The following is a 20,940-nucleotide window of genomic DNA, read 5'->3' on the forward strand; positions in this document are numbered from 1 at the left end:
GCCTGCCTGATGTCCACCACCACGCATGACCACGCCCACGACGCCCATGGGCACCACAAGCCGAGCTTCGTCAGCCGCTGGCTGATGAGCACCAACCACAAGGATATCGGCACGCTCTACATCACCGCCGCGTTTATCGGCGCGATGGTCGGCGGCGTGCTGTCGATGATCATGCGGTTACAGTTGATGTACCCGCATAACGACATCATCACCAACGGCAATACGTGGAATGCGATCATCACCGCGCATGGTCTGATCATGATCTTCTGGTTCGTGATGCCGGCGCTCATCGGCGGGCTGGGCAACTGGTTCGTGCCGATCATGATCGGCGCGCCGGACATGGCCTTCCCGCGCCTCAACAATATGAGCTTCTGGTTCCTGGTCGCGGGCTTCGTGTTCGTGATGCTCGGTTTGTTTCTGGGTAATGGAACCGGGGCGGGGTGGACGCTTTATCCCCCGCTCGACAATGCGCAGTACTCCCCCGGCGTCGCCACCGATTTCTCGCTGTTCTCCATCCATCTGGTCGGTATTTCGTCGCTGCTGGGCGCGATCAACTTCATTGCCACCATCCTGAACATGCGCGCGCCGGGCATGACCATGCACAAGATGCCGCTGTTCTGCTGGTCCATCCTGGTCACCGCCTTCCTGCTGGTGCTGGCCATTCCGGTGCTGGCCGGCGCGGTGACCATGCTGATCATGGACCGCAATTTCGGCACCTCGTTCTTCGAGCCGGCCGGCGGCGGCGACCCGGTGCTGTTCCAGCATTTGTTCTGGTTCTTCGGCCATCCGGAAGTCTACATCATGATCCTGCCGGCCTTCGGCATTATCAGCCATGTGGTCTCCACCTTTTCCAAGAAGCCGATTTTCGGCTATCTCGGCATGGCCTACGCGATGGTCATCATCGGCTTCGTCGGCTTCGTCGTGTGGGCGCACCACATGTTCGTCTCCGCCATCAGCACCGATTCCAAGGTGTATTTCGAGGTCGCGACCCTGGTCATCGCCGTACCCACCGGCATCAAGGTGTTCTCCTGGATCGCCACGATGTGGGGCGGCTCCATCGAGTTCAAGACACCGATGCTCTGGGCCGTGGGCTTTATCTTCCTGTTCGTCATCGGCGGCGCCACCGGCATCGTGCTGGCCAATGCCAGCCTCGATCAGGAGCTGCATAACGACTACTTCCTGATCGCGCATTTCCACTACGTGCTGTCGATGGGCGCGGCCTTCGCCATCTTCGCCGGGTTCTATTACTGGATCGGCAAGATGGCCGGGCACCAATACCCCGAATTCTGGGGCAAGGTGCATTTCTGGACCTTCTTCATCGGCGTCAACCTGACCTTCTTCCCGATGCATTTCCTCGGGCTGGCGGGCATGCCGCGCCGCTATCCGGATTACGCCGACGCCTTCGCCGGGTGGAACTATGTCTCCTCGGTCGGCGCCATCATCTCCGGCCTGTCCACGCTGGTGTTCTTCTACGTGCTGTATTCGGTCTTCACCTCCAAGGAGAAGCTGGCCGATAACTACTGGGGCGAGGGCGCGACCACCCTGGAATGGGCCGTTCCCAGCCCGGCGCCGCATCACACGTTTGAAGACGTGCCGGTGATCCGCTGACGACCATGGCCACCGACCACGCCACCTTCACGCCGCATCTGGGCGCCGAGCCGGGCGATTGGCTCGCGCTGCTCAAACCGCGCGTGATCAGCCTGGTGGTGTTCACCGGGGCGATCGGGCTGTTCGTCGCGCCGGGGCATATCAACCCGGTGCTGGCGGCGGTGGCGATCTTCTGCATCGCGCTGGGGGCGGGGGCCGCGGGCGCGATCAACATGTGGTATGACCGTGACATCGACGCGATGATGCGCCGCACCACCGACCGGCCGATTCCGGCCGGACGCATCGAGGCCAGCGGCGCGTTGGGCTACGGCATCGTGCTGTCGGTGATTTCGGTGCTGCTGATGGCGATGGCCACCAACCTCGTCGCCGCCGCGGTGCTGGCCTTTTCGATTTTCTATTATGCGGTGATCTACACGATGTGGCTGAAGCGCCGCACGCCGCAGAACATCGTGATCGGCGGCGGTGCCGGGGCGTTTCCGCCGGTCATCGGCTGGGCCGCGGTTACCGGCCATGTCGGGCTGCTGCCCGTGCTGCTGTTCACCATCGTCTTTTTCTGGACCCCGCCGCATTTCTGGTCGCTCGCCCTCTACGCCGCGGGCGATTACGAAAAGGCGGGCATCCCGATGCTGCCGGTGGTCAAGGGCGCGCGCCACACCCGGCTCAACGTGCTGGTCTATTCCCTGCTGCTGGTCCCGCTCACCGTCTCGCCCTGGGTGCTCGGCCTCACCGGCCGGTTTTATGGCGGCGCGGCGCTCATCAGCAGCCTGGTCTTCGTGTATTTCTGCTGGGGCGTCTATGCAGACCAGCAAGATGCCGAGGGCAACAGCCTGACCAAGGACAAACCAGCCCGGGCCGCCTTCAAATTCTCCATCCTCTATTTGTTCGTCCTGTTCCTCGCCTGCGCGGTTGACAGGCTGATCTGACATGGCGCCCATGAATTCCACCAACGAGACCGACCGTATGCCCCGCGCCGAGATGGGCAAGCCGGACTGGACCCAGGAACAGCGCGACGAATTCATGCGCCGCCGGCGTGGGCGCAACTACCTGCTGCTCGCGGCGCTGGCGGCGTTTTGCCTGATGGTTTACGGCATCGCCATGGTGAAGCTGCATGAATACGGCCAGATGTGGTGAGCATCCGGGCCTGATAACGAGACAGAACACGAGGGGAAGTCAATGAGCGGAACGATCCACACGGCCACCGACCAGATCAAATCGACCGTCCCGCATCCATACCATCTGGTCGAGCCCAGCCTCTGGCCGCTATTCGGCGCCGCTTCGGCGATGATCACCTTCACCGGCGTCATCCTCGCGGCGCATTTCCATATCTTCTATGTGCTGGCCCTCGGCCTGCTTTGCGTCGGGACCACCATGTTTGTCTGGTGGCGCGATGTCATCGCCGAATCCCGCATCCCCGGCCTGCACAAGCTCATCACCCAGGTTGGCCTGCGCTATGGCATGGCGCTGTTCATCTCCTCTGAGGTGATGTTCTTCGTCTCCTTCTTCTGGAACTATTTCAACTACTTCTTCTATCCCGAGAAGATGGGCACGGCCTTCGCCCCGGTCTGGCCGCCGATGGGCGTCACCACCATCGACCCCTTCGCCATCCCGCTGTTCAACACCATGACGCTGCTGCTCTCCGGCACCACCATCACCTGGGCGCATCATTCGCTGCTGGAGGGTGACCGCAAGAATCTGGTGCGTGGCCTGGGGGTGACGATCCTGCTCGGCCTGATGTTCCTGTGCGGGCAGGCCTGGGAATACACGCATTCGCCCTTCCCGTTCTATCACGGCGGCATCTATGCCTCGTCCTTCTTCATCGCCACCGGCTTCCACGGGCTGCATGTGATCATCGGCACCATCTTCCTCATTGTCTGCTTCTTCCGCGCCCGCGCCGGGCAATTCACGCCGGAGCGCCATTTCGGGTTCGAGGCCGCGGCCTGGTACTGGCACTTCGTGGACGTGGTGTGGCTGTTCCTGTTCGTCTGCATCTATTATCTCGGCCGTAGCGCCATCGTCGCGGGCTGAGCCTCTGATCACAGCGTCATGACCAATACCGGCCGCTGGCGCCGGGTGCTCGGGCCGGGCATCGCGGCGCTCGTCGTGTTTTGCCTACTCATCGCGCTCGGCGTCTGGCAGTTGCACCGGCTGAAGTGGAAAGAGGGTATCATCGCGCAAATCCGCGCCGCGCAGATCGCCCCGCCGGTGCCGTTGCCCGCCAGCCCCACGCCGTATCAAAAAGTATGGATCACCGGCACCTGGCTGCCCGGTAAGGCGGCGCTCTATGGCGATGAGGTGCATGATTCGCCCACCGGCCCGGTGTCCGGCGGCGAGTTGATCATGGCCCTGCAGCGGCCGCAGGGGCAGGTGGTGCTGGTCGATCTCGGCTGGGTGCCGCAGCAAAGCCCGGCGCCGCTCACCAATCTGGCGCCCGAGGCCATCGGCTATGTGCATGCGCCCATGCACCCCAACTGGTTTTCGGGCAAAGACGACCCCGCCCATAACCTCTATTACACGCTGGACCCGGCGAGGATTGCCGCCGGGCTGGGGCTGCGAAACGTCGCGCCCTACATGCTCATCGCCATGGGGCCATTGCCGCCGCCGGGCAGCGCCGCCCCGCAACCGGCGCAGAACCTCCCCACGCCGCCGAATAACCATTATGAATACGCGCTCACCTGGTTCGGCTTCGCCGGCGTCCTGGTGTTCGAGTTCATCTTCTTCGCGCGAAAGAGATTACAGCAGCCATGACCACCGCTTATGAGCGCCTGGAGCAGAAATTCGCCCGCATCGCCGTGTTGAACGAGGCTTCGGCCATGCTGAGCTGGGATGCGGCGGCGATGATGCCCGATGGCGGGGGCGAGGCGCGCGGCGAGCAATTGGCCACCCTGGCGGGGCTGGCGCATGACATTCTCTGCGCCGAGGAGATCGGTGAGGATCTGGACGCCGCCGCCCCGGAAACCGATTGGCAGGAGGCCAATGTCGCGCTGATGCGCGACTCCTATATCCGCGCCACCGCCCTGCCGCGCGATTTGGTGGAAGCCAGCGTGCGCGCCGCCCGCGCCTGCGAGACAATCTGGCGCGCCGCCCGCGCGCGCGGCGATTTCGCCGCCGTCGCGACCGCCTTGGCCGAAATCATCAGCCTTACGCGCGAATCCGCGCAGATCCTCGGCCAGGCGCTCGGCCTTTCGCCCTATGATGCGCTGATGAGCCAGTATCAGCGCGGCATTACCGCCGCCGATGCGAGCGCCATCTTCGCGCGCTACGAAACCTTCCTGCGCGACGCTCTGCCCCGCGCCGAGGCGCTGCAAGCTGCCCACCCGCGGGAGGCGCTGCCCCCCGGCCCCTATCCCGAGGCCGTGCAGGAGGCGCTGGCCCGGCAACTCGCCGCCGCCGCCGGGTTGAATTTCACCGCTGCCCGGCTGGACCGCTCCGCGCATCCCTTTTGCGGCGGCACGCCCACCGATATCCGCATCACCACCCGCTATGACGAAGCCGATTTCGCCTCGGCCCTCACCGGCGTGCTGCACGAGACCGGCCATGCGCTATATGAACAGAACCTCCCCGCCGCCTTCCGCCGGCAGCCGGTGGGCGAGGCCGCGGGCATGGCGGTGCATGAAAGCCAATCGCTGATTATCGAGATGCAGGCGGTGCGGTCCGACGCCTTCCTCTCGCACCTCGCCCCCATCCTCACCACCGCCTTTGGCAAACCCGTCACCGTGCCCGCGCTCAAGCACAGGCTGCGCCGGGTGGCGCGCAGCTTCATCCGCGTCGAGGCCGACGAGTTGACCTACCCGGCCCATGTGCTGCTGCGCTTCCGGCTGGAGCAGGCGCTGCTGCGCGGCGATCTCGCCGTGGCCGACCTGCCCGGCGCCTGGAACGAGGGCTTCACCGCCCTGCTCGGCATCACCCCGCCCGACGATGCGCAAGGCTGCCTGCAGGACATCCACTGGTATGACGGCGCGATTGGCTATTTCCCCTCCTACACGCTGGGCGCGATGGCGGCGGCGCAGCTGATGGCGGCGGCGCGCAAGGCGCTGCCCGAGCTGGACGCCCAGCTCGCGCGGGGCGATGTCTCGCCGCTCATCGGCTGGCTGGCCACGCATGTGCATGCGCTGGGCGCCAGCCTCGGCTTCAACGAGATCCTCACCGCCGCCACCGGCGAACCGCTCAACCCCGCGCATTTCGAGGCGCATCTGGCCGCGCGTTATCTCACCTGAAGCGCCTGTCCGGCGGCGTGGCCGCTGGCCCAGGCCCATTGGAAATTATAGCCGCCGAGCCAGCCAGTCACGTCCACAGCCTCGCCGATGAAGAACAGCCCCGGTACGGCGCGGCTCTCGCAGCTCTTCGAGGCCAGCGCTGCCGTATCCACGCCCCCGGCCGTCACTTCCGCCTTGGCGAAGCCCTCATTGCCCGTGGGGGTGAACACGCAGCGGTTCAGCTTTTCGCCCAAAGCGCGCAGGGCCTTGTCCGGCAGATCCGCCATGTTGCGCGCCTCCGCCCCGGCGAAATGCGCCGCCAGCCGCACGGGCAGATGCTCCGCCAGCACCGTTTTCAGCGCCGCTTTCGCCCGCCGCGCCTTGGCCTCCAGCAGGGCCTCCGCCGCCCGCAGCCCGGGGCAGAAATCCACAGTAAAGCCCTCGCCGGGCGCGAGATAGGAGGAGATTTGCAGCACCGCCGGGCCGGACAGGCCGCGATGCGTGAATAACAGGCTCTCCTCGAACCGCGCTTTGCCCGCGCCGATCCGCACGGGGGCGGACACGCCCGCCAGCGTCTCCATCCAGCCGACATCCTGCGCGCCGAAGGTGAGCGGCACCAGCGCCGGGCGCGGCGGCACCACCGCATGGCCGAAGCGCTTGGCCGCCTCATAAGCAAACCCGCTGGCGCCGAGCTTGGGAATCGACAGCCCGCCAGTGGCGATGACCAGGTTGCGCGCGCTCACCCGCCCGGCGGATGTCTCCAGCACAAACGCGCCGTCATGCGAGATCTCGCGCACCGCCATGCCCAGCCGCAACGAGGCTCCCGCGCTCAAATCCAGCAGCATGTCCAAAATCTGCCGCGCGCTGCCATCGCAAAACAACTGCCCGAGGGTCTTCTCGTGATAGGCAATGCCGTAGCGCTCGACCAGCGCGATGAAATCCCGGGGCGTGAACCCGGCCAGCGCGGATTTGCAGAAATGCGGATTGGCCGAGAGGAAATTCTCGGCCCCCACCTTCATGTTCGTAAAATTGCAGCGCCCGCCGCCAGAAATCAGGATCTTCCGGCCCGGCTCTGGCGCATGGTCGAGCACCAGCACGCGCAAACCCCGCCTTGCCGCCACGCCCGCGCAAAACAGCCCGGCCGCGCCCGCGCCGATCACCGCGGCATCATAGATTCCATTCATCCGCCGCTTTTAGCCCCGGCTGCCGGCGAGGCGCAAAAACTGCCGCACGGCGGGCGAGGCCTCGGCCCGCCGGCTGGCGAGCATCAGCTCGGAGATCAGCTCCACCCCCTCCACCGGGCGCAGCACCGTGCCGGGAATGCGGACATTCACCGCGTTTTCGGGAATCAGCCCTACCCCCAGCCCAGCGGCGACGGCGGTGAGCACGGTGAGAAAATCGCGCACCGGGGCCAGGATTTCGGGCGTGAACCCGCCCGCCTCGCCGAGCATGCGGATGCGCGCCAGGAATCCGGCCGCCTCGCCGAAATAGGGCACGATGAATTTCGCCCCCTTCAAATCCGCCGGCCGCAGCGCCGCCTGCGCGGCCAGCTTGTGGTCCTCGGGCAGGGCGATGTGCAGCGCGTCCCGCTGCAACGGCGTCACCTTCACCTCCACCGGGTAATCCGCCCGCGCGCGCAGAAAGCCGAGATCCAGCCGCCCGGCGGCGATTTCCTCCAGCTGGCGCGGCGTTTCCATCTCGCGCAGCCGCACCTCCACCCCCGGCGCCACCGCCCGGTAGCGCCGCACCAGCGACGACACCACGCCCCCCCAGGCGGCGGAGGCGACAAAGCCGATTTCCAGGCCGCCGATCTCGCCCCGCGCCGCGCGCCGCCCAATGGTCTCGCCGCGCTCCGCCTGGCGCAAGATCGCCCGCGCCTCGGGCAGAAACAGCGCGCCGGTCGCGGTCAGCGACACCGAGGAGCGCTTCGCCCGGTTGAACAGCTTACCGCCCAGCGCTGTCTCCAGCCCGGCAATCAGCCGCGACACGCCCGATTGCGTGGTGCCCAGCCGGTCAGCGGCGCGGGCGAAATGCAGTTCCTCGGCGAGGATTTCAAAGCAGCGGAGCTGGCGGAGTTCCATGTGTCTGCTTTAATGCGGATTTTGTATCAAAATCAATTTTTAATCTGTTTGAAGCGTGGCGCGCTTTGCCGCAAAACAGCGTAGCAATTTTGGGAGACCGTCATGACCAAGGGTAAATTGTCCAATTTCGACTGGGCCGACGCGCTGAAGCTGGAAACGCTGCTGACCGAGGATGAGCGCGCCATCCGCGACGCCGCCCATGCTTACGCGCAGGACAAGCTGCAACCGCGCGTGCTCACCGCCTATCGCGAGGAGCGCTTCGACCGCGAGGTGATGAATGAGCTGGGCGAGCTGGGCCTGCTCGGGCCGACGCTCTCCACCCATGGCTGCGCCGATGTCTCCTATGTCGCCTACGGCCTGATCGCGCGCGAGATCGAGCGCGTGGATTCCGGCTACCGCTCCGCCTTCTCGGTGCAGTCCTCGCTGGTGATGTACCCGATCTACGCCTTCGGCTCCGACGCGCAGAAGGATAAATATCTGCCCAAGCTGCGCACCGGCGAGTGGGTGGGCTGCTTCGGCCTCACCGAGCCCGATGCCGGGTCCGACCCCGCCTCCATGCGCACCCGGGCCAAGAAGGTCGATGGCGGCTATCTGCTCTCCGGCTCCAAGACCTGGATCTCCAACTCCCCGATCGCCGATGTGTTCGTGGTCTGGGCCAAGGACGATGCCGGCGATATCCGCGGCTTCACCATCGAGAAGGGCGCCAAGGGCCTCACCGCGCCCAAGATTGAAGGCAAGCTCTCGCTTCGCGCCTCCATCACCGGCATGATCATGCTGGACGAGGTGTTCGTCCCCGATGAGGCGATGTTGAACGTGAAGGGCCTGCGCGGCCCGTTCTCCTGCCTCAACAACGCCCGCTACGGCATTGCCTGGGGCGTGCTCGGCGCGGCCGAATTCTGCTTCCATGCCGCGCGCGACTATACGCTGGGCCGCAAGATGTTCGGCCGCCCGCTGGCCGCCACGCAGCTCATCCAGAAGAAGCTCGCCGATATGCAGACCGAGATCACGCTTGGTCTGCACAGCGCCCTGCAACTCGGCCGCCTGCTCGATGCCGGCGAGGCCGCGCCGGAGATGATCTCGCTGCTCAAGCGCAACAATTGCGGCAAGGCGCTGGATATCGCCCGCCAGGCGCGCGACATCCATGGCGGCAACGGCATCGCCGATGAGTATCACGTGATGCGCCACATGGTGAATTTGGAGACGGTGAACACCTATGAGGGCGCGCATGACGTGCATGCTCTGATCCTGGGCCGCGCCATCACCGGTCTGGCGGCGTTCTGAGCATGGGCCCGCTCGCCGGCATCAAGGTGCTCGACCTCAGCCGCGTTCTGGCTGGCCCCTGGGCCAGCCAGGTCTTCGCGGATCTGGGCGCCGAGGTGATCAAGATCGAGCGCCCAGGCGCGGGGGATGACACCCGCGCCTGGGGGCCGCCTTTCGTGCCGGAGAGCGGGATGAGCGCCTATTTCCTCTGCGCCAACCGCGGCAAGAAATCCGTCACCATCGACATGGGCAAACCCGAAGGCCAGGCGCTGATCAAGCGCCTCGCGGCGCAGAGCGATGTGGTGCTGGAGAATTTCAAATTCGGCGGGCTGGCCAAGCTCGGCCTGGGGCCAGAGCAGCTCTGCGCCCTCAACCCGCGCCTCGTCTATTGCTCCATCACCGGCTTCGGCCAGACCGGCCCCTACCGCCACCGCGCCGGGTATGACTTCCTGATGCAGGGCATGGGCGGGCTGATGAGCGTGACCGGCGAGCCCGAGGGCGAGCCGATGAAGGCGGGCGTCGCGGTGGTGGATGTGTTCACCGGCATGTATGCCGCCACGGCGGTGCTGGCGGCGCTGCTGGAGCGCGCGCAAAGCGGCCAGGGCCAGCACATCGATCTGGCGTTGTTCGACGTGCAGATCGCCACCATGGCCAATCAGATTTCCAGCTATCTTGTCTCCGGCCAGCAGCCCACGCGCCTTGGCAACGCGCACCCCTCCATCGTGCCCTATCAGGTCTTTGCCTCGGCGGATGGTTATCTGATCCTGGCAGTGGGCAATGACGACCAGTTCAGCCGCTTCGTGGCGCTGGCCGGGGCGCCGGAGCTGGCCGCCGATCCGCGCTTCGCCACCAACCCCGAGCGCGTGCGCAACCGTGCCGCGCTGGTCCCGATTTTGGAAAAGCTGCTGCTGCAACGCACCACCAAGGCGTGGTCCGAGGTGCTGGAGGAAGCCGGCGTGCCCGGCGGACCGATCAACCGCTTCCCCGATCTCGACGAGGACCCGCAGGTGCAGGCGCGCGGCATCTTCAACGAGCTTGGTGATGGCATGCGCGCCGTCGCCAACCCGATGCGTTTCTCGCGCACCCCGGCCGATGACAAGCGCCAGCCTCCGGCGCTGGGCGGGGCCACCGACGAGGTGATGGCCGAACTCGGACTCACGGCGGATGAAGTCACCGCCCTGCGCGCCGCCAAGATTATCTGATTTGGCTCATTCCCGCGCCCAGGCGGCGCGGATCTGCTCCGGCGAGGCCCCGAACCAGCGCTTGCAGGCGCGCGAGAACGGGCTGAGCTCGGCATAGCCCAGCAGTTGCGCGATGCTGGAGAGCGACAGATGCGGCAGGCGCAGATAGCTCTCGGCCAGGCTGCGCCGCACATCCTGCACCGACCCGGCATAGGTCAGGCCGAGATCGCTCAGCCGCCGCTGCAGCGTCCAGCGCGCCACGCCCAGCGCCGCGGCGACATTCTCCATTGGCGGCGAGCCCTCGGGCAGGCGCGAGCGGATTTCGGCGCGAAGCCGGTCCGGCAGCGGCACCACGCCGCGGGGCAAACGGCGCATGAAGGCCTCGGCCAGCAGGCGCGAAAACGCGGCCGCATCGGCGCCCGGCATCGGGCGGCGCAGATCGCCGGGGTTGAACACCAGCGCATTGGTGCGCTGACCAAAGAACACCGGCGCGCCGAAAATCTCCTCATGCGCTGCGGCGTCGGGCGGGGCGGGGTGCTCGAAATGCACCTCCTCGGGCGTGAAATGGCGGCCATAGGCCTGGCGCAGCAGGTTTTGGAACATGGCGATGGAGAGTTCCGCATCCTGCCGCCGGTCGAAGATCCGCCAGTCCAGAATCCGGTATTCCAGCCGCAGCAGCCCGCCTTCGGCCTGCAACCGCACCTCGCTGGCCTCCTGGTGCAGCGGGAAGAGGTCGGCGAATTGCCGCAGCGCCGTGCCCACGCTCGGCGCCGCCAGCGCGATATCGCCCACCAGCCCATGGCTGGAGGCGGGGAATTGCCCGCCATAGCGCAGGCCGAAATCCGCGCGTCCGCTCACCCGCGCGGCGCGTTCCATCATATCCACATAGGCGGCGAGCGAGATGCTGCCATCCGTCTCGGCGTTCAGCGTACTGGCGTCGATCCCCGCCGGACCCATGATCCGGTCGGCATCCGCCCCCAACTGGGACAGAAACGGCAGCAGCCCCGCCGTGGCGACCATTGCCACCTGCGCCCCCTGGGCTGTTCTGGCCATATGGCTCATCCTGGTTCAACTCCGCAGCGTTGGCGGTGTGATGTGGTTTTTCCTCTTGGCCGAGACCCTAGAACGCCGCAGATTACCGCGCAACCCGTCCCGATTCCCCGATCAGCTTTTGCGCCAGCAGCACCGGCACGGCGGTGAACAGGATGATCGCGAACACCACCACATTCACCTCGGGCAATTGCTGCCCCAGGCGGATGGCACCGAAAATCCATAGCGGCAGCGTGTTTTGCGCCCCGGCGGTGAAGGTGGTCACGATCACCTCGTCGAAGGACAGCGCGAAAGCCAGCAACGCCCCGGCGCCGATCGCGCTCGCCATCATCGGCAATTGCACGAGGCGGAAGGTGCGGAACGCATCGGCGCCGAGATCGGCCGAGGCCTCGGTGAGCGAGCGCGGCATCCGCCGCAGCCGGGCGACGACGTTGTTGTAAACGATCACCACGCAAAACGTGGCGTGCCCGGCCACGATCGTCCAGAACGACAGATTGATGCCCCAGAACGCAAAATACGAGGCCAGCGCCATGCCGGTGAGGATTCCGGGCAGGGCGATCGGCAGCACGGCGATGAAGCTGACCACCTCCTTGGCGGCGGATTTCATCCGCGCCACCGCCATCGCCGCCAGCGTGCCGAACAGGATCGCCATCACCGTCGCCAGCGCCGCGACCTGCAACGACAGCGTCAGCGCTTGGCGGACCGCCTCGTCATTCCAGGTATCGGCGAACCAGTGCAGCGCGAACCCGGCGATCGGCCAACTCGGGATCGGCGCCGCCGAGAAGGCATAGACGATGATGATCACGATGGGCAGGAACAGGAACGCCATGATCGCGGCCACCGCCGCCCAAACGAGAGTCTCAGAGCGCATCGAAAGCCCCCAGCCGCCGGGCGATCAGCAGAAACACGGCCATGACCCCGAGCGGCAGCGCGGCATAAGCCGCGGCGAAGGGGATGTTGTTGGTAACGCCGACATTGGAATACACCACATTGCCGATGAAATCGGAGCCTTCGCCGCCGACCAGCATCGGCGTCACGTAATCGCCGAGGGTGAGCGAGAAGGTGAAGATCGCCCCCGCCACCATGCCCGGCAGCGCCATGGGCAGCATCACGCGGCGGAAGGTCGCCAGACCATGCGCACCGAGATCGGCCGAGGCTTCGAGCAGGCTGGGCGGAATCCGCTCCACCGCCGCCGCCACCGGCAGAATCATGAATGGCAGCCAGAGATAGGAGAACACGATCCACATCGCCCAGTTGGAGTAGCCGATATGCAGGCCGGGCAGGCCGATCGCCTTCAGCCCCCAGTTCAGCAACCCATCATGGGCCAGGATCAGCCGCCACGCATAAACGCGGGCGAGGTAGCTCGACCAGAGCGGCACCATCACCATCGCCATCAGCGCCGCGCGCAAGCGCGGCCCGGCCAGGCGGATCATCGCGTAAGCCACCGGCCAGGCGAGCGTGATATCGGTGAGCGTCACCGCCGTGGCGATGCCGATCGTGCGCAGCCCGATCCGCGTATAGACCGGGTCGGCCAGTAATTGCTGGAAATTCGTGAAGGAAAAACCGGGGATCAGATTGCCGCTGAGGCTGTCCACCGTCCAGAACGAGGTGACGAACAGCGCGCCGATCGCGGCCAGATACAGGCCGGCGAACCAGAGTGCCGGCAGGCCGAGCAGGGCGGCATTCGCCGCCCCCTCATGCCGCCAGCCGAATGCGGAGAGAAACCGCCGCATCATCAGCCCTTGATGTTCTGCCACTCACGCTGCCAGGCGCTGTAGTCCAGGCAATCATGCTTGCCATTGCCACAGTCCGGAAGCGGAGTTTTCCAGAATTTGATGGAGTCGAAATAGCTTGCCGGGGCGTTCGCGTGATACTGCGCGCAAGAGCCGGGCTGCTGTGCGTCCATTTCCTTGCAGGCCAGGGTGTTCGCCGGGGTCTCGCCGAAATAGATCGCCTGTTCCGCCTGCACTTTCGGCGTCGTCACCCAGTTGATCCACTCATAGGCGCAGTTGGGGTGCGGGGCCTTGGCCGAGATCATCCAGGTATCCGCCCAGCCTGTGGCGCCTTCCTGCGGAATCGTATCCGCCACCGCCACCTTGGCGGCTTGCAGCGTGTTGGTCTGATACGGCCAGGCCGCGCCCACCACCGCGTCGCCCGAGGTGAAGAGCTGGATCTCGTCGGAGGCCAGCGCCCAATATTTCTTGATTAGCCCGGACTGCGCCTTCAGCAGCTTCACCACCGCGTCCATCTGCGTCTGGTTCAGCTCATACGGGTCGGTGATGCCCAGCGATGGATCGGTCTTGGACAGATACAGCGCGGCATCGGCGATCTGGATCGGGTTATCCGGCACCGTGATCTTGCCCTTGTATTTCGGATCATAGATCACGCTCCACGACGTCGGCGCCGAGGCGAACACCTTGGTGCTGTAGAGCAGCGTGTTCGGGCCCCATTCATAGGAAACCCCGTAATGCACCCCGCCCACCGTATTGAAATCCGGGCTTTGCAGCTGCGGAATGAAATTCTTCCAGGCCGGGATCAGCGCGATGTTGATCGGCTGCACGTTGTGCCCATAGATCAGCCGCAGCGTGGCATCGCCCGAGGCGGAGACGACATCGTACTGATCGCCGCCGCCCGAGCGCATCAGCGCCACCATCTCGTCCGACGAGCCGGCATATTTCGCATGCACCTGGCAGCCCGTGGCGGCTTCGAACGGTTTCACCCAGTCATCCTGGGCATAGCCTTCCCAGGCGACGACGTTCAGCACGCCCTCGCCCTTGCCGATGGCCTGCAACGGCTCCATCGCCGCCGCCCCTTGTGCGAACGGCAGCGATACGGACAAGCCCAGCGCCAGCCGTCCGATCGTCTTTCTCACAACGTCCTGCATCATGTCTCTCCCTAGTTGCCGATTTTTCGTGCCGCGTCGCGCGGCCAGACCGCCAGCACGGCATCGCCCGCCGCCAGGCGCAAACGCTCGCCCACGGGCAAGGCGTTGCTTTCCATCACGTTAAGGCTGGTGCCGTCGGCCAGCGCCACCTGATAGCGCGTCACCGCGCCCAGATAGGTCGCCTCGCGCACCACGCCCGGTTGCGCCGCGTGGTTTTCCGGCGCCTCCGCCCCCGCCGCCAGCAGCCGCACTTTTTCCGGCCGCAGCAGTGTGCTGCCTCCCAGCAGGTTGGAGCTGCCCACGAAATCGGCCACGAACACGCTGGCCGGGCGTTCATACAGGTCGAACGCCGTGCCGATCTGTTCGATCCGCCCTTGCGAGAACACCGCGATCCGGTCGCTCATTGAAAGCGCCTCATCCTGGTCGTGCGTCACGTAGATAAATGTGATGCCGGTCTCGTGCTGCAAGCGTTTCAGTTCGGTCTGCATCTGGTGGCGCAGCTTCAAATCCAGCGCGCCGAGCGGCTCGTCCAGCAGCAGCACGCGCGGCTTGTTCACCATCGCGCGCGCCAGGGCCACGCGCTGGCGCTGCCCGCCGGAAAGCTGGGCCGGCTTGCGCCCGGCGAAATCGGCCAGTTGCACGGCGGCCAGCGCCTTTTCGGCCTCGGCATGGGCCTCGGCTTTCGGCATGTTCTTGGCGCGCAGCCCGTAGGCCACGTTTTCCACCAGGGTGAGATGCGGAAACAGCGCGTAATCCTGAAACACGGTGTTCACCGCGCGGGCGAAGGGGGGCAGCGCGGCCACGTCCTGGCCATCGAGCATGATCCGCCCCTTGTCGGGCCGCTCAAACCCCGCGATCAGCCGCAGCGTCGTGGTCTTGCCCGAGCCCGAGGGGCCGAGGAGGGTGAAGAACTCACCCGCATACACGGTGAGATCGAGCTGCGCCAAAGCCACCGCGGCGCCATAAGATTTGGCGACAGCTTCAAGTTGCACGATGGGCTGTTTCGCGGTCTGCAAATCTGTCTCCCTTTTTAACTATGCCACGCTGCCACGGTTTCGCCCCTCGCGGGTTGACCGCCGAGCACAATCCGCCCTGTGCTCCGTGGTCAACAAGGTGCTGGCGGGTCTGGCTGATAATCGGCCCATAATCAGGAGGAGTTACCATGTCGAACAACCTGAAATTCTACATCAACGGCCAGTGGGTGGACCCGGTTGCGCCGAACCGCATCCCGGTCATCGATCCCTCGACCGAGCAGCCCTTTACCGAGATCTCGGGCGGTTCCAAGGCCGATGTCGACAAAGCCGTGGCCGCGGCCCGCGCTGCCTTCAAGACCTTCTCCAAAACCAGCAAGCAATACCGGCTGGACCTGCTGAAGCGCTGCCTGGAGATTTACAACCGCCGCTACGACGATATCGCCGAAGCTTGCACGCGCGAGATGGGCGCGCCGCTCTCCTTCTCCAAGGAGGCGCAGGTCTGGGTCGGCCAGGGGCATTTCCAGGCGCTGATCGACAAGCTGGAGACCTTCGAGTTCTTCGAGACCCGCGGCACCACCCGCGTGGCGCTGGAGCCGATCGGCGTGTGCGGCCTCATCACCCCCTGGAACTGGCCGCTGAACCAGATCGTCTGCAAGGTCGCCCCGGCCATCGCGGCGGGCTGCACCATGGTGCTCAAACCCTCCGAGATCGCGCCCACCAACGCCATCATCTTCGCCGAGATCATGCATGCGGCCGGGGTGCCGGCGGGCGTGTTCAACCTCGTCAACGGCACCGGCCCGGATGTGGGGCAGAAACTGGCCGAACACCCGGATGTGGACATGATGTCCTTCACCGGCTCCACCCGCGCGGGCATCATCGTGGCGCGTGAATCGGCCAACACGGTCAAGCGCGTCTGCCAGGAGCTGGGCGGCAAATCCGCCAACATCCTGCTGCCGGACGTCGATCTTGACGACGCCGTGCGCAAGGGCATCGGCGCCTGCTTCATCAATTCCGGCCAGTCCTGCGACGCCGCCACCCGCATGCTGGTGCCCCGCGCCCTGCACGACAAGGCGGCGGAGATCGCGGCGGATGAAGCCGCCAAGCAGACCACCGGCAACCCGTGGGAGGCCGGCACTGTGCTCGGCCCACTGGTCAGCCAGATGCAGTGGGACAAGGTGCAGCGCTTGATCAAGGCGGGCATCGACGAAGGCGCCACCCTGGCCTGCGGCGGCCTGGGCAAGCCCGAGGGGCTGAACCAGGGCTATTACGCAAAGCCCACCGTGTTCGCCAATGTGCAGCCGGGCATGACCATCGAGAAGGAGGAGATCTTCGGCCCCGTGCTCAGCATCATCCCCTATGACACGCTGGAGCAGGCCATCGAGATCGCCAACGACACCGTGTACGGCCTCGCCGCCTATGTGCAGAGCCAGGATCTGAACAAGGCCCGCGAGGTGGCGGCTGAAATGCGCGCCGGCTCGGTGTACATCAACTACCCCGATCTGGACTTCTTCGCCCCCTTCGGTGGCTACAAGCAGTCCGGCAATGGGCGTGAATACGCCGATTTCGCGCTGCATGATTTCCTGGAGATCAAGGGCATCGTCGGCTACGGCAACCCGTAACCCCACCCGCCGCCGCGCCGGGTTCGCCCGGCGCGGGGCCTCTCACCGCCAGGCTTTGGCGCGGCGCACCGCCTCGGCGAAGCGGTCGCGCCAGGGGGCGGAATCGGTGCCATCCGGCGCCACGATCCGCACCGCGCCGGGCCGCGCCACCTCGCCTCCCGCCGCCAGCGCCGCGCAGCCAAACGCGGTCAGCTCGTCGAATTCCGGGCAGGCGATCTCGCGCGCCAGCGCATTGGCCAGAAACCGCAGGAAGTAGCGGCTGCGGGTCAGCCCGCCATCCACCGAGATCCGCCCGCCCACCGGCACCCGGGCATCCATCGCACGCACCACCTCGGCCGTGCGCAGCGCGATCCCCTCGAGCAGCGCCTGGGCCAGATCGCGCCGGGTCGTCGCCGCGCTCATGCCCACCCACAACGCCGCGGCCGAGCGGTCCCAATGCGGGCAGGCCAGCCCCGAGAGCGCGGGCACGAAGGCCAGCCCCCGGCTGATCGCGGGCGGCGTCTCGAATTCATCCAAGTCCGCGAAGGACTCGAACAGCCCCAGGCGCTGCGCCCATTCCACCGCCGCCCCGGCATCGTACACGCCGCCATCCACGGCATAGGTGCTCACCCCGCCGCGCCGCCACGCCACGGTGGGCAGCAGCCCCTGCTCGGGCGCGCGCACGATCTCGGCCCCCGTCACCGCCAGGGTGAAGGCGCCGGTGCCGAAGGTGATCTTGGCATCGCCCGGCGCGCGGCAGCCATGGCCGTACAACGCCGCCTGCTGGTCCACCACCGAGGCCCGCACCGGCACGTCGTCGATGCGCCCGAAATCCCCCACCGTGTCGCGGATCTCGGGCAGCGCCTCCATCGGCACGCCGAAAACCCGGCAGAGTTCGGCGTCCCATTGCCCGGTGGCGAGGTTCATCAGCGAGGTGCGCGAGGCGGTGGTGACATCGGTGGCGAACTCCCCGGCCAGCCGGTCGAGGAAGAAGGCGTCGGTGGTGCCCAGGCGCAGCCGTCCGGCGGCCAGGGCCGTGCGCGCGGCGGGGATGTTGCGCAGGATCCAGGCCAGTTTGCTGGCCGAGAAATACGCATCCAACGGCAGCCCGGCCCGCGCCAGCGTCTCGGCCTCCGCCCCGGTTTCGCGCAGCGCCTCGACCTCCGCCGCCGTGCGGTTATCCTGCCATACGATCACCGGGCTCAGCGCGGCGCCGGTCAGCTTGTCCCAGGCCAGGCAGCTTTCGCCTTGGTTGGCGATGCCGATCGCCGACGCTGCTCCCGCTGCGTCCAGACAGGCGCGGATATTGGCCAGCAGCTCCTCCGGATCATGTTCCACCCAGCCGGGGCGCGGGTGGTGCTGCGCGTGCCGCACGGCGTGGACGATGCGCGCCTGCCCGTCCCGCAGCCGCAGCGCGCGCGTGCTGGTGGTGCCCTGGTCGATGGCGACGATGCTCACGGCACAATCTCCACCACCAGCTGCCGTGCCTCGCGCGGCGGGCGCATCTCGTCCAGCTCGATCAGGATGCGCCGCTCCGGCCGCGTGGAGATGCGCCGCTTATATAGCACGGCCTCCTCGGAGCTGACGCGCAACCGGCCCGAAATCGCGGCCTCGACCCGCAATTGCAGCCGCCCGCGCAGCGGCGTCACCCGCGCCAGACGCTGCGGCACCACGAATTTCACGCCCTCGCCCGCGACGATATTGATCGACTCCTCCATCGCCGGCAGTCCGCCCGCGAGATCATCGGCGATATACCCACCGATCGCCGCCCCTTCACGGAAGCTCCACCCGGCGGTTTCGATCGGGCGGAGCAGATTCCCTGCGGCGAAATACGCGCCGTCCGAGCAGCGCCCATATTGGTCGATCACAGGGCCAAGGCTGCCGGGATCCAGCGCCAGATGGCTGAGCCGGGCGAGGCTGGCCTCGGGCAGGAACCGTCCGGTCAGCAGCACGCCGTCGCAGGTCAGCTCCCGCCCGCCGCGCAGCCGCACCGCCTCCACCCGGCCATGGCCCCGGATCTCTTCGATGCCGTCGTTGAAATAGGTGGGAATGCCGAGCAGCTTCGGGAACAGCCCGAGCGGCCAGCGCGCCACCGGGCGGGCCCCGGCCTCGACCACCGCTACCGGCCGGATACCATGGCTCCGGCAGGTGGCCAGGGCTGAGAGCCCCACCAGCTCGGTGCCCACCACCACCGGACGGCGGAACGGGGCGAGCCCGTGCAGATGCACATAGGCCTGCAAGGCGCCGGTGTTGAGCACGCCGAGCGGCCTGTCTCCGCCGACGAAGCGTGCGGCGCGCGGCGCCTCCCGCGCGCCAGTGGCCAGCAGCACGCGCCGTGCGCGGATGGTGGCCGCGCCGTTGGGGGTGGCCGCCTGCACCACGCCGCCCGGCTGCAGCGCCGTCACCGAATATCGCGGCAGGATTTCCACCCCGGCTTCTTCCGCCAGGGCGGCGAGGCGGCGCGCATAGGCCGGGCCGGTGAGAATGCGCCCGAACTCCCGCAGGCCGAAGGGCGGATGCCCGCAATGGCGCGGCACGCCGCCCAGCACCGCCTCGCGCTCCAGGATCGCCACGCGCCGCACCCCGCGCGCCTTCAGCGTCAGCGCCGCCGCGATGCCCGCTGGGCCGCCGCCGATGATCGCCACGTCAAGCATGTTCTGCCCCCACCGCCAGCGGGTCGGCAAAGCGGCCGAGCGTGATCTCCGCCAGCCGCGCGTTGCAATAGAAGCCCTGGCAGCGGCCCATCCCGGCGCGGGTGCGCCGCTTCAGCCCGCCGTAATCCTGCGCGGGCAGCGGGCCGTCCAGCGCCGCCTCGATCTCGCGCTTCGTCACCATCTCGCAATGGCAGACGATCTCGCCATAGCCGGGGCTTTGCCAGTCGCGCGGGCCATGCTCGGCCAGCCGCGGCGCCTGCGGCCAGAGGGGCGCGGCGGGCGCGGCATGCGGCCTGGCATAGAGCCGCCAGGCCTGTTGCGCCAAGCCCAGCGCCGCGGTCAGCCCGGTGGAGCGGATGCCGCCCAACACGATGTAATGGCGCTCCGCCTCAACCCGCACGCGGTATTCCTTGCGCTCGGTGGCCGGGCGGATGCCCGCATACACGGCGGTCACCGGCATCCCCGCCAAAGCCGGCACCAGCTCCGCCGCCTTGTCGGCCAACATGCGCAGGGTCGGCTCATCCACGGCGGCGCGCTCGCGCGACTCCTGTTCCTCCGCCGTCGGCCCCACCAGCAGATTACCAAACGCCGTGGGCGTGACCACGATCCCCTTGGTCCGCTCGGTGGGCACTGGCAGCAGGATGGTGCGCAGCAGCTTCGCCGCCGCCTTGTCGAACACCACGAACTGCCCCTTGCGCGGCTTGATGCTGAAGGCGGTGGCGCCGGTCAGGCGCTCATCCACCACATCGCCATACAGCCCGGCGCAGTTGATCACATAGGCGGCCTCCACCGGCCCGCCGCTGGTCTCCAGCCGCCACGCCCCATCCGCGAAGCGGCCGCCCAGCACCTCGGTATGGCGCCGCACCTCGCCGCCATTGGCCAAAGCCTGCAAGACATAGGCGAGCGGCGCGCTCCACGGGTCGATGACATGTTCGCGCGGCACCAGCGCCCCGCCCAGCACGCGCCCGGAGAGTTCCGGCTCGCGCGCCAGCACCTCGGCGCGGGTCAGCAGCCGCACATCCGCCGCGCCATTGCCATGCGCCTGCGCGACAATCCCGGGCAGTTTCGCCAGCTCCTCCTCCGTCCAGGCGGCGACGATGGCGCCCGTCTCCAGCACCGGCAGGCGCAGCCGCTCGCGGATCTCCATGTATTCGGCGTAACCCGCCTGCATGCAGGCGAGTTCCAGGCTGTCCGGCGGCGCGTCGAACCCGGTGTGCAGGATGGCGCTGTTGCCCTTGCTGGCGCCGGAGAGGATATCGGCGCCCTTTTCCAGCAGCACCACCTTCGCGCCCTCCAGCACGAAGCGCCGCGTCACCGCGCAGCCGACGACACCGCCCCCCACAATCGCCACATCAAACATGCCGCCGAGCGTCATCCCGCCCTGTTGCGCTGTCAACCGCTTTTCCCCATAGCCAAAACGCCACGCGCAATTATATTGCGTACAAACCTGTCAGATA

At 66.9% G+C, this 20,940-nt stretch carries 19 protein-coding genes; 9 read left to right on the top strand and 10 right to left on the bottom strand.

Annotated features, from left to right (window positions below; translation table 11 throughout):
• The first annotated feature begins 9 nt into the window (after positions 1–9).
• From ctaD to LI953_RS08395, 6 genes are read left to right on the top strand one after another with little or no spacing between them, the layout of a single operon-like run.
• A complete protein-coding gene (ctaD, locus tag LI953_RS08370; protein WP_227075593.1) occupies positions 10–1,608 on the top strand; it encodes a cytochrome c oxidase subunit I in 1,599 nt (532 codons plus the stop codon).
• A 5-nt stretch (positions 1,609–1,613) separates the two neighbouring features.
• Positions 1,614–2,531, top strand: coding sequence for a heme o synthase (locus LI953_RS08375; RefSeq protein ID WP_227075594.1), 918 nt, complete (start codon positions 1,614–1,616; stop codon positions 2,529–2,531).
• A gap of 1 nt (position 2,532) precedes the next feature.
• The gene (locus tag LI953_RS08380) at positions 2,533–2,739 is read left to right on the top strand and encodes a hypothetical protein (RefSeq protein ID WP_227075595.1); all 207 of its coding nucleotides are present in this window, start codon (positions 2,533–2,535) and stop codon (positions 2,737–2,739) included.
• Between the two features lie 42 nt (positions 2,740–2,781).
• A complete protein-coding gene (locus LI953_RS08385) occupies positions 2,782–3,633 on the top strand; it encodes a cytochrome c oxidase subunit 3 (protein WP_227075596.1) in 852 nt (283 codons plus the stop codon).
• 18 nt (positions 3,634–3,651) lie between these two features.
• Positions 3,652–4,353: an SURF1 family protein gene (locus LI953_RS08390; RefSeq protein ID WP_227075597.1), complete on the top strand. Its 702-nt coding sequence runs from the start codon at positions 3,652–3,654 to the stop codon at positions 4,351–4,353.
• Positions 4,350–5,822, top strand: coding sequence for a carboxypeptidase M32 (locus tag LI953_RS08395; protein WP_227075598.1), 1,473 nt, complete (start codon positions 4,350–4,352; stop codon positions 5,820–5,822). Before LI953_RS08390 ends, LI953_RS08395 begins: the two co-directional genes overlap by 4 nt.
• On the opposite strand, the gene LI953_RS08400 is transcribed toward LI953_RS08395, so the two are convergent.
• Entirely contained in the window at positions 5,810–6,985 is a 1,176-nt protein-coding gene (locus LI953_RS08400) for an NAD(P)/FAD-dependent oxidoreductase (protein ID WP_227075599.1), read from the bottom strand. The genes LI953_RS08395 and LI953_RS08400 overlap by 13 nt on opposite strands.
• 9 nt (positions 6,986–6,994) lie before the next feature.
• Positions 6,995–7,882: a LysR family transcriptional regulator gene (locus LI953_RS08405; RefSeq protein ID WP_227075600.1), complete on the bottom strand. Its 888-nt coding sequence runs from the start codon at positions 7,880–7,882 to the stop codon at positions 6,995–6,997.
• Between the two features lie 102 nt (positions 7,883–7,984).
• Between LI953_RS08405 and LI953_RS08410 the strand changes: the two genes are divergently transcribed.
• Together LI953_RS08410 and LI953_RS08415 are read left to right on the top strand one after the other, a co-directional pair.
• Positions 7,985–9,163 carry an acyl-CoA dehydrogenase gene (locus LI953_RS08410; protein WP_227075601.1) on the top strand — a complete coding sequence of 393 codons (1,179 nt, stop codon included), beginning with the start codon at positions 7,985–7,987 and terminating at the stop codon, positions 9,161–9,163.
• Between the two features lie 2 nt (positions 9,164–9,165).
• The gene (locus LI953_RS08415; protein WP_227075602.1) at positions 9,166–10,344 is read left to right on the top strand and encodes a CaiB/BaiF CoA-transferase family protein; all 1,179 of its coding nucleotides are present in this window, start codon (positions 9,166–9,168) and stop codon (positions 10,342–10,344) included.
• Positions 10,345–10,350: 6 nt separating this feature from the next.
• Here the strand turns inward: LI953_RS08415 and LI953_RS08420 are convergent, their stop codons facing one another.
• The 5 genes from LI953_RS08420 to LI953_RS08440 form a co-directional block, all read right to left on the bottom strand.
• Positions 10,351–11,376 (bottom strand): AraC family transcriptional regulator, encoded by a 1,026-nt coding sequence (locus tag LI953_RS08420; protein ID WP_227075603.1) that lies wholly within the window; start codon positions 11,374–11,376, stop codon positions 10,351–10,353.
• 82 nt (positions 11,377–11,458) lie between these two features.
• Positions 11,459–12,244, bottom strand: coding sequence for an ABC transporter permease (locus LI953_RS08425; RefSeq protein WP_227075604.1), 786 nt, complete (start codon positions 12,242–12,244; stop codon positions 11,459–11,461).
• Complete coding sequence (locus LI953_RS15580) at positions 12,234–13,130, bottom strand: ABC transporter permease (RefSeq protein ID WP_227075605.1); 897 nt, start codon at positions 13,128–13,130, stop codon at positions 12,234–12,236. The genes LI953_RS08425 and LI953_RS15580 overlap by 11 nt, the downstream gene beginning before the upstream one ends.
• The gene (locus LI953_RS08435; protein ID WP_227075606.1) at positions 13,109–14,260 is read right to left on the bottom strand and encodes an ABC transporter substrate-binding protein; all 1,152 of its coding nucleotides are present in this window, start codon (positions 14,258–14,260) and stop codon (positions 13,109–13,111) included. Before LI953_RS08435 ends, LI953_RS15580 begins: the two co-directional genes overlap by 22 nt.
• Positions 14,261–14,268: 8 nt before the next feature.
• Positions 14,269–15,273 (bottom strand): ABC transporter ATP-binding protein, encoded by a 1,005-nt coding sequence (locus tag LI953_RS08440; protein WP_227075607.1) that lies wholly within the window; start codon positions 15,271–15,273, stop codon positions 14,269–14,271.
• A gap of 146 nt (positions 15,274–15,419) precedes the next feature.
• Here LI953_RS08440 and LI953_RS08445 point away from each other — a divergent pair, with 146 nt between their 5' ends.
• The gene (locus tag LI953_RS08445) at positions 15,420–16,850 is read left to right on the top strand and encodes an aldehyde dehydrogenase family protein (RefSeq protein ID WP_227075608.1); all 1,431 of its coding nucleotides are present in this window, start codon (positions 15,420–15,422) and stop codon (positions 16,848–16,850) included.
• A gap of 42 nt (positions 16,851–16,892) precedes the next feature.
• On the opposite strand, the gene LI953_RS15585 is transcribed toward LI953_RS08445, so the two are convergent.
• Genes LI953_RS15585 through LI953_RS08460 form a run of 3 tightly spaced genes read right to left on the bottom strand, consistent with a single transcriptional unit; the run spans position 16,893 to position 20,879 of the window.
• Positions 16,893–18,287 (bottom strand): FGGY family carbohydrate kinase, encoded by a 1,395-nt coding sequence (locus tag LI953_RS15585; RefSeq protein ID WP_227075609.1) that lies wholly within the window; start codon positions 18,285–18,287, stop codon positions 16,893–16,895.
• Positions 18,284–19,483 (bottom strand): FAD-dependent oxidoreductase, encoded by a 1,200-nt coding sequence (locus tag LI953_RS08455; RefSeq protein ID WP_227075610.1) that lies wholly within the window; start codon positions 19,481–19,483, stop codon positions 18,284–18,286. The genes LI953_RS15585 and LI953_RS08455 overlap by 4 nt, the downstream gene beginning before the upstream one ends.
• Positions 19,476–20,879, bottom strand: coding sequence for an NAD(P)/FAD-dependent oxidoreductase (locus tag LI953_RS08460; protein WP_227075611.1), 1,404 nt, complete (start codon positions 20,877–20,879; stop codon positions 19,476–19,478). Before LI953_RS08460 ends, LI953_RS08455 begins: the two co-directional genes overlap by 8 nt.
• Positions 20,880–20,940 lie beyond the last annotated feature (61 nt).

It is taken from the genome of Acidocella sp. KAb 2-4 (genome assembly GCF_020567705.1).
Lineage (GTDB): Bacteria > Pseudomonadota > Alphaproteobacteria > Acetobacterales > Acetobacteraceae > Acidocella.

Coding starts and splice junctions, on each gene's coding strand:
- ctaD (WP_227075593.1), top strand. CDS start 10: ATGTCCACCACCACGCATGACCACGCCCACGACGCCCATGGGCACCAC.
- LI953_RS08375 (WP_227075594.1), top strand. CDS start 1,614: ATGGCCACCGACCACGCCACCTTCACGCCGCATCTGGGCGCCGAGCCG.
- LI953_RS08380 (WP_227075595.1), top strand. CDS start 2,533: ATGGCGCCCATGAATTCCACCAACGAGACCGACCGTATGCCCCGCGCC.
- LI953_RS08385 (WP_227075596.1), top strand. CDS start 2,782: ATGAGCGGAACGATCCACACGGCCACCGACCAGATCAAATCGACCGTC.
- LI953_RS08390 (WP_227075597.1), top strand. CDS start 3,652: ATGACCAATACCGGCCGCTGGCGCCGGGTGCTCGGGCCGGGCATCGCG.
- LI953_RS08395 (WP_227075598.1), top strand. CDS start 4,350: ATGACCACCGCTTATGAGCGCCTGGAGCAGAAATTCGCCCGCATCGCC.
- LI953_RS08400 (WP_227075599.1), bottom strand. CDS start 6,985: ATGAATGGAATCTATGATGCCGCGGTGATCGGCGCGGGCGCGGCCGGG.
- LI953_RS08405 (WP_227075600.1), bottom strand. CDS start 7,882: ATGGAACTCCGCCAGCTCCGCTGCTTTGAAATCCTCGCCGAGGAACTG.
- LI953_RS08410 (WP_227075601.1), top strand. CDS start 7,985: ATGACCAAGGGTAAATTGTCCAATTTCGACTGGGCCGACGCGCTGAAG.
- LI953_RS08415 (WP_227075602.1), top strand. CDS start 9,166: ATGGGCCCGCTCGCCGGCATCAAGGTGCTCGACCTCAGCCGCGTTCTG.
- LI953_RS08420 (WP_227075603.1), bottom strand. CDS start 11,376: ATGGCCAGAACAGCCCAGGGGGCGCAGGTGGCAATGGTCGCCACGGCG.
- LI953_RS08425 (WP_227075604.1), bottom strand. CDS start 12,244: ATGCGCTCTGAGACTCTCGTTTGGGCGGCGGTGGCCGCGATCATGGCG.
- LI953_RS08435 (WP_227075606.1), bottom strand. CDS start 14,260: ATGATGCAGGACGTTGTGAGAAAGACGATCGGACGGCTGGCGCTGGGC.
- LI953_RS08445 (WP_227075608.1), top strand. CDS start 15,420: ATGTCGAACAACCTGAAATTCTACATCAACGGCCAGTGGGTGGACCCG.
- LI953_RS08455 (WP_227075610.1), bottom strand. CDS start 19,483: ATGCTTGACGTGGCGATCATCGGCGGCGGCCCAGCGGGCATCGCGGCG.